This is a genomic window from Symbiopectobacterium sp. (assembly GCF_051710365.1).
Taxonomy (GTDB): domain Bacteria; phylum Pseudomonadota; class Gammaproteobacteria; order Enterobacterales; family Enterobacteriaceae; genus Symbiopectobacterium.
Map to the genome: position 1 here is coordinate 1 of NZ_JBPETA010000107.1, position 11,106 is coordinate 11,106.

General features: G+C 52.9%; 10 protein-coding genes and 1 pseudogene. 2 read left to right on the forward strand and 9 right to left on the reverse strand.

All coding sequences use genetic code 11. The annotated features are described in order from the left end of the window. Nucleotides 1-124: 124 nt before the first annotated feature. Nucleotides 125-490: pseudogene (locus ACTBDZ_RS10935) on the reverse strand (Mur ligase domain-containing protein); the annotation flags it as partial. Nucleotides 491-656: 166 nt separating this feature from the next. Here ACTBDZ_RS10935 and fbp point away from each other — a divergent pair. Continuing rightward, nucleotides 657-1,661 (forward strand): class 1 fructose-bisphosphatase, encoded by a 1,005-nt coding sequence (gene fbp / locus ACTBDZ_RS10940; protein WP_264623810.1) that lies wholly within the window; start codon nt 657-659, stop codon nt 1,659-1,661. A gap of 96 nt (nt 1,662-1,757) precedes the next feature. Here the strand turns inward: fbp and ruvX are convergent, their stop codons facing one another. From ruvX to metK, 7 genes are all read right to left on the reverse strand, one after another. Next, nucleotides 1,758-2,186 (reverse strand): Holliday junction resolvase RuvX, encoded by a 429-nt coding sequence (ruvX, locus tag ACTBDZ_RS10945; RefSeq protein WP_438815327.1) that lies wholly within the window; start codon nt 2,184-2,186, stop codon nt 1,758-1,760. After that, nucleotides 2,186-2,749 (reverse strand): YqgE/AlgH family protein, encoded by a 564-nt coding sequence (locus ACTBDZ_RS10950; RefSeq protein WP_438815328.1) that lies wholly within the window; start codon nt 2,747-2,749, stop codon nt 2,186-2,188. Before ACTBDZ_RS10950 ends, ruvX begins: the two co-directional genes overlap by 1 nt. A 178-nt stretch (nt 2,750-2,927) precedes the next feature. Then, the gene (gene gshB, locus ACTBDZ_RS10955) at nt 2,928-3,887 is read right to left on the reverse strand and encodes a glutathione synthase (protein ID WP_438815329.1); all 960 of its coding nucleotides are present in this window, start codon (nt 3,885-3,887) and stop codon (nt 2,928-2,930) included. Nucleotides 3,888-3,899: 12 nt separating this feature from the next. Beyond that, nucleotides 3,900-4,634 carry a 16S rRNA (uracil(1498)-N(3))-methyltransferase gene (rsmE, locus tag ACTBDZ_RS10960; RefSeq protein WP_438815330.1) on the reverse strand — a complete coding sequence of 245 codons (735 nt, stop codon included), beginning with the start codon at nt 4,632-4,634 and terminating at the stop codon, nt 3,900-3,902. Between the two features lie 122 nt (nt 4,635-4,756). Next, entirely contained in the window at nt 4,757-5,473 is a 717-nt protein-coding gene (endA, locus tag ACTBDZ_RS10965; protein ID WP_438815331.1) for a deoxyribonuclease I, read from the reverse strand. 101 nt (nt 5,474-5,574) lie between these two features. Then, entirely contained in the window at nt 5,575-6,087 is a 513-nt protein-coding gene (locus tag ACTBDZ_RS10970) for a SprT family zinc-dependent metalloprotease (protein ID WP_438815332.1), read from the reverse strand. A gap of 188 nt (nt 6,088-6,275) precedes the next feature. Further along, entirely contained in the window at nt 6,276-7,427 is a 1,152-nt protein-coding gene (gene metK / locus ACTBDZ_RS10975; protein WP_438815333.1) for a methionine adenosyltransferase, read from the reverse strand. Nucleotides 7,428-8,216: 789 nt separating this feature from the next. Here metK and speA point away from each other — a divergent pair. Further along, nucleotides 8,217-10,193, forward strand: a complete 1,977-nt coding sequence (gene speA, locus ACTBDZ_RS10980) for a biosynthetic arginine decarboxylase (RefSeq protein WP_438815334.1) — start codon at nt 8,217-8,219, stop codon at nt 10,191-10,193. Nucleotides 10,194-10,260: 67 nt separating this feature from the next. Here the strand turns inward: speA and ACTBDZ_RS10985 are convergent, their stop codons facing one another. After that, the gene (locus ACTBDZ_RS10985; RefSeq protein WP_438815335.1) at nt 10,261-10,848 is read right to left on the reverse strand and encodes a helix-turn-helix transcriptional regulator; all 588 of its coding nucleotides are present in this window, start codon (nt 10,846-10,848) and stop codon (nt 10,261-10,263) included. Nucleotides 10,849-11,106: the final 258 nt, after the last annotated feature.

An 11,106-nucleotide genomic window follows, 5' to 3' on the forward strand; every position in this document is an offset into this window, starting at 1 on the left:
GTATCGGTGCTATGCTCGACATCGCTCAGTCCGGTTGATGATTTGGGATCTTTATCGATTGATCAGATCGCTCAACTCGGACTGAGTTCCCTTCAGGTGATCTACTATTCGGAACAGTTATTTAGGTTACCATCCCTGCGGTGGTGGTTTTACCGTGTGTGCCCGCAACGGCAATCACCCAGCGTTCACGCAGTACGGCGTCATGCAGCCACTGCGGCCCGGAGACGTAGGGAATGCTTTTTTCCAGCACCGCCTCAACGCAAGGGTTGCCGCGACTCATGGAGTTGCCAATGATCACCAAATCTGGCTCAGGATCTAACTGTGCAGGGTCATATCCCTGAATGAGGCTGATGCCTTGTTCTTCCAGCAACGTGCTCATCGGAAGATAGACGTTGGCATCCGAACCGGTAACCTCATGGCCCAGTGAACGAGCGAGCAGTGCTAAACCGCCCATAAAGGTGCCGCAGATGCCCAAAATATGAATACGCATATATTTTCCATAAGTTACTGAAAGTATTCGCGTATTCTAGCGCCTGGATTATGCATAAGAAATGGATTTGACTAGGTGCGGCTTTCTGTTTGGGCTACACTGCATGCGCAAACATGAGCGGTGAAAACTGAAACCGCTTTTCATTCGTAGATTCTGGAATAGTGTTATGAAAACGTTAGGCGAATTTATCGTCGAAAAACAGCACGATTTCTCTCACGCAACCGGTGAACTGACCGCGCTGTTGTCCGCACTCAAACTGGGCGCCAAAATTATTCACCGTGATATCAACAAAGCTGGGTTGGTTGATATCCTGGGAACCAGCGGCGTGTCGAACGTTCAGGGCGAAGTGCAGATGAAGCTGGATCTGTATGCCAATGAAAAACTGAAAGCGGCATTGAAAGCGCGTGGTGAAGTAGCGGGGATTGCCTCCGAAGAAGAAGATGAGATCGTCGTTTTTGAAGGCGACCGCGGTCTAAACGCCAAATATGTGGTGTTAATGGACCCGCTGGATGGGTCTTCCAACATTGATGTTAACGTATCTGTTGGCACCATCTTCTCCATTTACCGTCGTATTACCCCGTTGGGTACGCCGGTCACGGAAGCGGATTTCCTACAACCGGGTAACAAACAGGTGGCAGCAGGGTATATCGTGTACGGTTCCTCGACCATGCTGGTGTACACCACCGGTCACGGCGTGCATGCTTTTACCTATGATCCTTCTCTGGGCGTTTTCTGTCTGTCGCACGAGCGTGTGCATTTCCCTGAAAAAGGGAACATGTACTCGATTAACGAAGGGAACTACATCAAATTCCCGCAGGGCGTGAAGAAATACATCAAGTATTGCCAGGAACAGGATGAAGCAACGCAGCGTCCTTATACCTCGCGCTATATCGGCTCACTGGTGGCGGATTTTCACCGTAACCTGCTGAAAGGCGGCATCTACTTGTATCCGAGCACTGCAAGCTATCCGAAAGGAAAACTGCGCTTGCTGTACGAATGCAACCCGATGGCATTCCTGGCAGAACAGGCAGGCGGTAAAGCTAGCGATGGCGCACGCCGTATTCTTGATATTGAGCCGGAGAAATTGCACCAGCGCTGCCCATTCTTTGTCGGCACCGAATCCATGGTGAACGACGTGGAACGTTTCATCGCTGAGTTTCCGGACGAATAGCGACGGTTTGCACGAACGCCGCTGAGAGGTATTGTCATACCCTAACGACTTCGCGTGGCCAACATCTTTGCTACGTGAAATAGGATGGGCATCGCTTTACTGCCCCGGCGTTTGACGACTGAACCAGCTTTCCAGAATAATGACGGCCGAGGTGGCATCCACCTGGCCTTTATTCAATGCGCGGAACCCACCGCGTTCAAACAGGTCTGCCCGTGCTTCTACGGTGCTCAGACGTTCATCCTGTAGTTCGACCGGTTTGCCGAAACGGCCGTGTAAGCGGTTGGCGAATTTACGCGCTCTTGCGGTCAGCTCCTGCTCGGTGCCATCCATGTTCAGCGGCAATCCCACCACCAGTAAATCAGGCTGCCACTCGTTGATTATTTTTTCTACCTGGTTCCAGTCAGGCACGCCGTCCTGCGCCTTGAACGCGGTAAGCGCTCGCGCGGTGCCAGTGACCTCTTGGCCGATGGCTACGCCGATGCTTTTGGTGCCAAAATCGAAGACTAGCAGGGTTCGGTTGGTCATCAGGCATTCCCCGCATCGGCTACGATATTGTGGATATCGATACCGATCCTTTTGGCCGCCATGCGCCAACGCTCTGCAATCGGGGTATGGAACAGGATATCGGCTTCTGCCGGAGCGGTGAGCCACACGTTCTCCAACAGCTCCGTTTCCAATTGTCCCTGTTCCCAGCCGGAATACCCTAAGGCAACCATCGTTTCACGGGGCTGTGTCGGCGTACCCAGCGTCTCCAGCACATCTTTTGACGTGGTAACCATCACATCGCTGGAAATACTGATGCTGGAACCAAAACCTGACTGCGGCGTGTGCAGAATAAAACCGCGATCGTCTGCCAGCGGACCACCGGAAAACACCGGTTTATCCAGACGAATATCGGGATCGCGCGGCGTCGGCTCGATATGCAGCTTGCTCAGGATATCTTCTACCGAAAATTGGTCCATCGGTTTGTTGACGATAAGCCCCATTGCGCCGTCTTCATTGTGCTCAAAAATATAGATCAGGGCGCGTTTGAAAACCGGGTCCTGAATGGCTGGCATGGCGATAAGAAAATGATGCTGTAAATTCATTGTGCGTGGTTATTCGCTCTTGTCAGGGATAAGGGGAAGCCCGTGTTGCCACGGGCTGGTATCGGTGGGTATCCAGCATGCTGGGCACCGGCTGCAAGATACCTTAACGCGAAGTGCCTTAACGTAGAGCACATTAACGCCAAGAACCTTAACGTTCAGAACATTAACGCACGGAGCATTAACGTTGGCGATCTGCCAGGCGGCGCTCAATGGCATCCATCAGCATACCGGTGATGGAAACGTCAGGAAATGCCTCTTCGATTTCCCGCACGCAGGTAGGGCTGGTCACATTGATTTCCGTCAGTCGATCGCCTATGACGTCAAGACCGACAAAAATCAGCCCTTTCTGTTTCAACGTAGGTGCCACCGCGCGAGCGATTTGCCAATCGCTTTCCGTCAGCGGGCGAGCTTCACCGCGTCCGCACGCGGCCAGGTTACCACGCGTTTCACCGCTCTTCGGGATACGCGCCAGGCAATAAGGCACGGGTTCGCCATCCACCACCAGAATGCGTTTGTCACCGTCTTTGATGGCGGGCAGATAGTTTTGCGCCATGCAGTAGCGCTGGCCGTGTTCGGTCAGGGTTTCGATGATGACTGAAACGTTAGCATCATCCTGTTTCAGCCGGAAAATCGATGCGCCGCCCATGCCATCCAGCGGTTTGAGGATCACATCACCATGCTGCTGGTGGAACTGACGCAGTTTGTCGGCGCGGCGTGTGACCAGCGTATCCGGCGTCAGGTGCGGGAACCAGGCGGTAAACAGCTTCTCGTTACAGTCACGTAGGCTTTGCGGCTTGTTGACGATCAGCGTGCCTTTTTCTTCTGCTCGCTCCAGGATATAGGTGGCATAGATGAATTCGGTATCGAACGGCGGATCCTTACGCATCAGGACCGCATCCAGTTCGTGCAGGGCGATATCCTGCTCGCCGTGAAAATCGTACCAGCCATCATAGTCGTACTGTACGCTGAGGCGACGCGTGGTGGCACGGGCTTCACCGGCATGAAGATAGAGGTCGTTCATCTCCATGTAATGCAGCTCATAACCGCGGCGTTGCGCTTCCAGCAGCATGGCAAAGCTGGTGTCTTTCTTGATGTTGATGGAATCGATGGGATCCATCACGATGCCGAGCTTGATCATGGTTTTTCTCCTTTACCCCACATCGCCGAAACGCACCTGTAAGGCGGTAATGGCGGTAAGTGCAGTCGTTTCAGTACGTAAAACGCGTGGCCCCAACAGAATGTCGGTGAAGTGGTGCTGGGCCGTCATCGCGATCTCATCGGCAGACAGGCCCCCTTCGGGACCAATGAGTAACCGAACGCGCGAGAGCGGTGCAGGCAGCGTATTGATGCTGTGCGTCGCACGCGGGTGTAAATTCAATTTCAGCGCTTCATCGTGCTCGGAGCACCACGCTTCGAGCGACATGGCGGGCCGGATTTCAGGAATCTGGTTTCGGCCACACTGCTCGCAGGCGGCGATGGCGATTTTTTGCCACTGCGCGATTTTTTTCTCCAGTCGCTCACCGTCCAGCTTCACGCCGCAACGTTCAGAAAACAGCGGTGTGATGACATTGACCCCGAGCTCAATGGATTTTTGCACGGTGAACTCCATCTTCTCGCCACGTGACATCACCTGACCCAGATGCAGATGGAGTGGTGACTCTTTGTCCTGCCAAACGCCGGGTTGCGCGCGGACGATAACCTGCCTTTTACTGACCGACAGGATCTCGGCGGCAAAAACGTGGTTGCTGCCGTCAAAAAGCTGCAACGCGTCGCCCGGATTCATGCGCAGTACGCGGCCTACATGATTGGCGGCATCCTCGCTCAATTCGATGTCACCCCCCGTGAGCGGCACGGTCGCGGGGTGAAAAATACGCGGTATTCGCATAGGTCTATCTTGGCCTTCGGTGATTCACAAGCGCGTGTCTGGTGGCGATGTTTTTACGCTATCACCGCAGCACATCTCGTGGTCTGCGGTGTTGGTTGAACGCTCTATAGTAGGTAGTGGAACTAGCGCTGGCAAGCCTGCTGAACGTAAGGATTATGATTCCCCTGCTGCTCGGCAATGCGCTGGTCACGAGTGCATTCCCAGGATGTCACCGGGTAGCGCTTGTCCCATGCGGTAAATAACAGGGTTTGCTGGCTGGAAAGCCGCAGTTGGTAGCGATCGCGCATGTAAAAATAGGTCCGGGCGATGGCACCGCGTGCCCGTTCGGGCGGTTCTGCCAGCTTGTTTTTGAAATCAATCTTCATCGCGCATTGGCCGTACTGGCCTTCGCCACCGTTCCATTGACCGTACATAAAGTTGCCGCGATCGCCATTCACCTCACCAATGCTGGGTTGCAGGTTATGCAGATCGGTTTCCATGTCGCGATATACCTCATCGTCGCGATATACCTCATCGCGGGTACAGTTCTTTCTACCGCCTTCTTGCCAGCATTGGCGTTGATGACCGAACTGCCAGGCAGGCACCACGTGTTCCCACTCGATACGCTGTGCGCGATCGGCGTTTTTGCGCACGGTATAACCGCAGGAGGCGAGGTCGGGGGTGCCTTTTTTACCGTCCCAGGAGATACGGCAGCCGCAATAGAAGGTGCCGGGAGCGTCCTGATGAATTTGCGCGGCAACGGCTTTGGCCTGAGTGAAATTGTTGATGGTTTGCGCTGCGGCAAACGCCGAAAACAGTGCACCACTCAGTGTGGAAATAACAAGAATGTTGCGAAGCATGTTCCAAATCTACCCATTGGCGTGAAACGCGCAGAGTAGCGAACGTCGACCTGTCGCGCAAATGGATACTGTGCGTTTTATCGCGCAGTGAGAATAAAGGCTCAGGTTTGTGGCGCAGAGTCAAACTGGAGTGGTTTACCGCACTTCAGGCAGCGATAGGTGGCATCGCCGCGTTGGGCACGGTAATGGCGACGCACGCTTAACTGGTGCTGCTGACAGGCGCAACGGTAAGGATAGGTTTTGCCCTGCACGGAGGTGGTGGCGAAACGGTGTGTGCGTTTCGCCGGGGTTTGCAGAATCTGCTCCATCATCCAGCGCCATTCTTTGCCATGGGGCGCTACGCGGCCGAAGCGGGCATACACCAGCAGATGAGCCAGTTCGTGGGGAACGACCTCATCGATGAAAGTCTGCTGGTTTTCCAGCAGCAGCACCGGGTTCAGACGGATTTCCCATTGCTGTAACCAGGCGGTCCCGGCGGTTGCGCCGCGCTGCTGATAGCTGACACTGGGCTCCGAATACTGGCTGCCTAAGGCTTGATTGGCGAATTGCAGGCGTTCACGCAGACAGTGCATGACAGCGTGGTGGAGCGCGATAGGAATGCGAGGCGAGTTCATGGCTTTGAGGATAGATCGTGGAAAAAGCCGTTGCAACTATACCCGTCATACTTCAAGTTGCAGATGCGTTGGCTGCGTTCACTCACCCGAATCACTTACCGGAGTAAGCTCATCGGGATTCCTTCACTTGCCGCCTTCCTGCAACTCGAATTATTTAGGGTATAACAGCGCGGAATGCCTTGTGGTGTTTACAGACCGGCAGACGCGCGCAGTTGTGCGGCCTTGTCGGTTTTTTCCCACGGGAAGTGCTCGCGGCCAAAGTGACCGTAAGCAGCAGTTTCCTGATAAATCGGGTGCAGCAGATCGAGCATCTGGATCAACCCGTAAGGACGCAGATCGAAGAACTCGCGTACCAACTGAGTGAGGCGCTCGGTTGGAATTTTTTCTGTGCCAAAGGTTTCGATCATGATTGAGGTCGGTTCGGCCACGCCGATGGCGTAGGAAACCTGAATCTCACAGCGATCGGCCAAACCCGCAGCGACGATGTTCTTAGCCACATAGCGCGCGGCATAGGCCGCAGAGCGGTCAACCTTGGATGGGTCTTTGCCGGAAAACGCACCGCCGCCGTGACGGGCGGCACCGCCGTAGGTATCCACGATAATCTTGCGACCGGTCAAACCGCAGTCACCCATCGGGCCACCGATAACAAAACGGCCTGTCGGGTTGATAAAGAATTTGGTGCTGGCAGAGAGCCATTCAGACGGCAGAACCGGCTTGATGATCTCTTCCATCACCGCTTCATGCAAATCGCTTTGCGCAATGTCTTCTGCGTGCTGTGTTGACAGGACCACCGCGTCAATACCGACGATCTTACCGTCATCATATTGGAAGGTAACCTGGCTTTTTGCATCAGGGCGCAGCCACGGCAGCGTGCCGTTCTTGCGCACTTCAGCCTGACGCTGTACCAAACGGTGAGCGTAGGTGATGGGAGCGGGCATCAGCACATCGGTTTCATTGGTGGCATAACCGAACATCAGGCCCTGGTCGCCCGCTCCTTGTTCCAGTGGATCGCTGCGATCGACGCCCTGATTGATATCCGGCGATTGTTTACCGATGGCGCTTAACACGGCGCAGGAGTTGGCATCAAACCCCATCTCGGAGTTGACGTAGCCAATCTCACGTACCGTACGACGCGTGATCTCTTCAATATCTACCCAGGCGCTGGTGGTGATCTCACCGCCCACTAACACCATACCGGTTTTCACGTAAGTCTCACAGGCGACGCGCGCCTTGGGATCTTGTTCCAAAATGGCGTCAAGAACCGCATCAGAGATCTGGTCTGCAATCTTGTCCGGATGCCCTTCAGAAACGGATTCCGACGTAAAAAGGTGTTTAGCCATGCGTTTTTATACCTTCAAAGCAAATGCTGTAGTAGTCGCGGTGTGTCAGTAAAACAGTATAGATGGATTAACATCTGGATGGCTATTATAGGTCACTTGGCGGACGGATTACCAGCGGTTTTTTGTTTCAGGACGGCTATCATCGAAATTTTGTATTGCCGTTTTTTTTCCGTTTAGACCATCGAAAAGTGATTTTCATTTTGCTTTTCCCCCCACATATCGGTATAAACGGCGAGCGGTCGCAGTGCGCCGTAAAGCGTAGCGGAAAGGGTGTACGCTCCCTGTTTTGACCCATAGCCTGACCGCAATCGTTGCGGCGGCACGGAGGTGATAGGTTTAATGATCCACGGTTTGCCGAGTCCGTTGCAATCGCAACAAGTTTCTTTTGACGTATCGGCGTCAAATACTCAGCCTTTCTTTTTTTCTTCTCACTCTGCTGTTTCCCGAAGTCGCGTGTCCATGAGCTTAACGCAGGACTCCCGGGCAGGCTGATACGCCTATGTTCAGGGTTTTTGCCGCGTTTGCGTGCGTTGTCTTTCTCGTTTTTTAGGTGTGTAACCCAACGCGTGTGCTGCTGCCTTTGTTGCGCAGGCACGGATTGTTACGTTTTCTCTCGCGGGTGCGACGGAGTCTGCTAGCGTGTTTTACTACACTAATAAGGTCACATAACGGCGGCATACTGCATGCAGCCAGTTTTTTCACTGCTGTCGCCATCAACGTGGATGGACGTGACACAGCGTTTTGGGGCAGGTCGTAATGTGATGAGTGGAATGAATAAAGAGGTTCGTTATGTCTGACGATATGATTGAAAATGGCTCGTCAGCGACGGGTAAACGTGAATATTTGCGCTCTATGCAAGAGGTGGCCATGAATGACCGCAATGCCAGCGAGATGCTACGGACGTACAACATTGCCTGGTGGGGCAACAACTATTACGACGTGAACGAGTTGGGGCATATCAGCGTTTGCCCGGATCCAGACGTGCCGGAAGCCCGCGTCGATTTGGCGCGGCTGGTGAAAGAGATGCAGCAGGACAATCAGCGTTTGCCTGCGCTGTTCTGTTTTCCGCAAATCCTGCAACACCGTTTGCGTTCGATTAACGCCGCGTTTCGTCGTGCGCGTGAGTCCTTCGGCTATGAAGGTGGCTATTTCCTGGTGTATCCCATCAAGGTTAACCAGCATCGGCGTGTGATTGAATCGCTGGTGAATTCAGGTGAACCGCTGGGACTGGAAGCAGGTTCAAAAGCTGAATTGATGGCCGTGTTGGGACATGCGGGTATGACGCGCACCGTGATCGTGTGTAACGGTTACAAAGATCGCGAATACATCCGTCTGGCACTGATCGGCGAGAAATTGGGACACAAGGTGTATCTGGTCATCGAGAAGATGTCCGAGATTAAACTGGTGCTGGAAGAGGCTGAGCAACTCAACGTGGTGCCGCGCCTCGGCGTGCGTGCGCGTCTGGCCTCGCAGGGCTCAGGCAAGTGGCAATCCAGCGGCGGTGAGAAATCCAAATTTGGTCTGGCTGCGGTGCAGGTTCTGCAACTGGTCGAGATGCTGCGCGAAGCAGGGCGTTTGGACAGTCTGCAACTGTTGCACTTCCATCTCGGTTCTCAGTTGGCCAATATTCGTGATATCGCCACGGGCGTGCGCGAATCTGCCCGTTTCTATGTGGAACTGCACAAGCTGGGCGTCAACATTCAGTGTTTCGACGTCGGCGGCGGGTTGGGTGTGGATTATGAGGGCACCCGTTCTCAATCCGACTGCTCGGTAAACTATGGCCTGAACGAATACGCCAATAACGTGATTTGGGGCATTGGCGATGCCTGTAATGAGCACGGTCTGCCGCACCCGATGGTGATCACCGAATCTGGGCGTGCGGTTACTGCACACCACACGGTGCTGGTGTCCAATATCATTGGGGTGGAGCGTAACGAGTTTAGCGAGCCGACGCCGCCGGAAGAGGACGATCCTCGTGCGTTGGAAAGCCTGTGGTCAACCTGGCAGGAGATCAAAATGCCGGGAACGCGGCGTTCCTTGCGTGAATGTTTGCACGACAGCCAGATGGATTTGCATGATGTGCATACCCAATATACGCACGGGATGTTAAATCTGACGCAGCGTGCAAAAGCGGAACAGCTCTATCTCAGCATCTGCCAGCAGATCCAGCAACAGCTTGATCCCAGCAACCGCGCACACCGTCCGATTATTGACGAATTGCAGGAGCGCATGGCGGATAAATTGTATGTGAATTTTTCGCTGTTCCAGTCGATGCCGGATGCGTGGGGGATCGATCAACTGTTCCCAGTGCTGCCGCTAGAAGGTCTGGACAAACTGCCTGAGCGCCGTGCTGTACTGCTGGATATTACCTGTGACTCGGACGGGACGATCGACCATTACATCGATGGTGATGGTATCGCGACCACCATGCCGATGCCACCGTATGATCCGGAAAATCCGCCGCTGCTGGGCTTCTTTATGATTGGTGCCTATCAGGAAATCCTGGGCAACATGCATAACCTGTTTGGCGATACGGCGACCGTAGACGTTTACGTGTTCCAGGACGGCTCCATTGAACTGGAAGAGTCTGATGAAGGCAACACGGTGGCAGACATGCTGGAATACGTCCAGTTGGATCCCGAGGTACTGATGGCCCGTTTCCGCGATCAGGTGAAGGAGACCAACCTGCCTGCTGACATTCAGTCGCAGTTCCTGGATGAGTTCGAAAGCGGCCTGTATGGCTATACTTACCTGGAAGATGCCTAATCTGAAGGCATAAAAAAAGGAGGCCATGGCCTCCTTTTTTTATCCCCGTTTACCACATCCAGCGCGCTTAAGGCGTGTTTTCGCTGCTTTCACCCAGTTTAATGATTTTTCGCTTAAACAGGATGCTGGCAATCAGTAGCAGAGAGTTCTTATCGTGCACGCCGTATTTGTTTAACAGTCTTGCTTTGCTGTTCAGTACTGACTTTTTATTAATTCCCACCCGTTCTGCGATCACTTCCGGTGAATACCCCTCGCTCCAGTACCGAAATACCGCATGCTCGGATTTAGAGAGTTTAACCGGTTGAGCGGCACAACTCTCATTAATTTCTTCTATATTCAATGCGTTATAGAAATAGCCGATCGGCGTTGATTTAGGAATAAGCACCGTTTTTTCATCAATGCAAACGGGTTCATGGTTTGAATTATTGATAATGATGAAAACGGAAACAATGTCATAAAAGTGACATTTTATCGATGCGTAGTATTCCTCGAAGCCTTCACTTGTGCCATCGATGATAAAAATGCATTTTTTTCTTCCCTGGGGTATCAATGTAAATCGGTTTGCAGACTTTACATGCAGCGCAGGGACACGTGAAAAAATTTCACGTAGGCCGACAAGCGTAAAGTTGCATTTGCTAAAAATTCTCATATCCATGGTGTTTTGACTTTATGAGTTTATTTAAAAAAAACATATCTCAAATCTTGTTGTCAATATTGCGCTCGTCGGGTTAGTCATCCAAAAATCACTGTGAAATAATTTGAAATATTTATCTGTTTTACGGATCCACCCGTCATTCCGCACCTGATTTTTCTTTTTTCGGGACTTGACGGTATTCTGAAGTTCTGAATTTATTACTGCTTTTTGCAGACCAATCAGCATGAGTACTCCCCACGTTACCATCCGTAACCTTGA